Here is a 2,380-nt window from a genome sequence, read left to right as displayed (position 1 = left end):
ATTCCCTTCTGCGTGCTTGACGACGTTTGCCGCGTGGCGAAGCTCCTGGATGCACGCCCAAGACTCCGCATCCTCGATCGGAAATCCCACTTCGGTCATTCGCTTCTTGTACTCGTTGTAGTCGATCCTCTCTCCTGCATCTACCAAGTGGGCCTGTTCAAGAAAGTGGCGGAGCTGCTGCTCGAAGAGGTGCGAGAGTCCCACCGCAGTCAGATTGATCAGGCTTTGCCGAACGTCTGACATGCTGAGGAAATGGTCAAGCCCACTGTCCCAAGCGCGCTCGGGATCGCCATATTGTAACCGTTTAGCCCCCCGCCTCCCAGAGCGTCGAGCGTCGTCGCATCAGCCGGCGGGCAGTGGCAGCGGGGGTGCGGGCAAGCCGCGGCGGCGTTGGCGCACCACCTCGGCGAGGTAGTCCCACGGTGAGGCATGGCGCTTGCGGCAGGTCTCGATGACGCTGGCGAGCAGCGCGAAGGCGCGCGTGCCTTGCGCGGTGCGGGTGCCCATACCGATGCGCCGCGCGATGACCCAGTGGCGCAGGGCACGTTCGGCTTCGTTGTTGGTCAGGGGCAATTCGGGATGATCGAGCACGACCCAGAAGGTGTCCCAATCGTTGAGCAGCTCGCGGGCGAGCGCGCGGGCTTTCTCATGTCGGGCATCGTTGGCGAGTCGCCCGCAGTCCTCGAGCAGCGCGTTGAGCGCGGGTGCGTGTCGGGCGCGCAGCCCCGCGGCGTGCTCCGGGGCGCCGCGGGCATCGTAGACGGCGGCGATCACCGTTTCGATCACATCGAGGACGTGGCGCCCAAAGGCCTGCGCTTGGGGCTCGAGACTCTCCTCGAGCCCATGCGCCTTGCGGATCAGGTGGGCGAGGCAGCGCAGGCGTTGGTCGATGTCGCGGTAGACGCAATACCCGTCGCTCATCAGCCAGTTGTTGAAGTGCTCGCCGAGCACGCGCTGCACCATCCGGCGCGTGCGCCGGCCGACGATGAACAGCGTGGCCGTCGCACAGGTGAACACCCACAGCCACAGCAGGCGCCCGTGCTCCTTCCAGGCGGTCTCGTCGGCGTAGAGGAGCTCGACGTTGCGCACCTGCGCCAGAATCTCTTGCTCGACCACGGGCTCGACGGCGCGCGCGGCCTCGTGCACGCACTGGTTGATGACGGCCGTGGACAACGACAGCCCGAGCCAGTCGACGAGGAATTCCCGGACCCGCGCGCGCGAGAGGCGCATGCGCTGGGTCAGCGCACAGATGAAGGCGACCAAGCTCGGCCCGGCGAGATGCCACTCGCTCAGCGCCACCGTCCAAGCCTCGTCCGGCCCGCAGCGGCCCGGCTGCGCCCGCGTGCAATGCCCGCAAGCGCAGCGCTCCTCCAGACAGAGGTGCTTGGTGTGGTGGAGCACGAGCCCGCCGGCGCCGCCCTCGGGGCGGATGAGATCGAGCGTGTAGTAGGCCGTGTAAGCGTGCGCTTCGCCGCTGCCATCCAGCGCACGGCCGCAAGCCGCACAGCACTGCGGTGCATGCACCTGCTCGGCATCGACCGGCAGGGTCTGCGTGCGGCTGTGGCCCGGCGCGCCCTTGCGCCGGCCGGGATTGCTGCCGCCGGAGTTGTTGTTGCGCTTGGGCCGGCGCGCCGGGGTCGAGCGCGCGGTGGTGGCGGGGGCCTCTGCCTCTTGCGCGTCGGGCGACGGCGGCGTGCCGTCATCGGCCTCGCCCGCGTCGTCGATCCCTTCCCAAGGGGCACGGGAACTCGGCGGACGCGAGCTGTTCGAGGGGTTCTGCGCCAAGCGCTCGCGCGCGGCCTTCAGGTCGGCAATCACCTTCGGCAGCAGCGCGCGCGCCTGCTCGGGCGTGAGCCTCCCGAGGTAGTCGTCGTCGAGCTGGCGCAGATCGTGGTCGCTCAGATGCATGGCGGTGCCGCAGCAGGTCCCCGCGTCGGCGGGATCTGCGGACAATCTTGCCACATCACGCGAGCTTTCGTCTGCAACCTCATGAACTCACTGCACCGATCATGAGTCCGACTCAGCTAGGCCGCCGAGGCAGATGGTCCGCACAGCGGACCCTACCGGCGCTACCGGCGCGCTCTGGGCCGGCGCGCTCTGGGGTAGGGTCCGCTATGCGGGCCGTCCGCGGGATGGCCGGACCCGCGCAAGGGGGGGCTAAACGGTTACGGTGGGCTTCTGTGACACGGTGGCCTTCGACGAGGTGGGCGGCCTCCAGGTCCAGGACCCGGACCCTCTCCAGATCCCTAAGGACTCACTGGCCAACGGCCGTTTCTCCCGTGGCCTCGCGGTGATCGCCGATGCACGACATGCCCTCTCCGGCCCCCTCGACCATGCCCTCCACCCAGTCGTCCCTTCCCACGAATCCCACCTACTCCCG

Annotated in this window: 3 protein-coding genes; 1 reads left to right on the top strand and 2 read right to left on the bottom strand. The window is 68.5% G+C overall.

What is annotated here, in order from left to right:
• Together I6U14_RS05805 and I6U14_RS05800 are read right to left on the bottom strand one after the other, a co-directional pair.
• Positions 1-243 (bottom strand): hypothetical protein (locus I6U14_RS05805; RefSeq protein WP_296897631.1); only part of this gene is annotated, 243 nt, incomplete at its 3' end.
• Positions 244-342: 99 nt separating this feature from the next.
• The gene (locus I6U14_RS05800) at positions 343-1,953 is read right to left on the bottom strand and encodes an IS66 family transposase (protein ID WP_296897629.1); all 1,611 of its coding nucleotides are present in this window, start codon (positions 1,951-1,953) and stop codon (positions 343-345) included.
• 217 nt (positions 1,954-2,170) lie between these two features.
• Here I6U14_RS05800 and I6U14_RS05795 point away from each other — a divergent pair.
• The coding region (locus tag I6U14_RS05795) for a BREX system Lon protease-like protein BrxL (protein ID WP_296897628.1) at positions 2,171-2,380 on the top strand (210 nt) is incomplete at its 3' end.

This window comes from Thiohalocapsa sp., from assembly GCF_019695415.1.
In the GTDB taxonomy this organism is placed as follows: domain Bacteria; phylum Pseudomonadota; class Gammaproteobacteria; order Chromatiales; family Chromatiaceae; genus Thiohalocapsa.
This window is presented reverse-complemented; position numbering and strand designations above follow the sequence as displayed.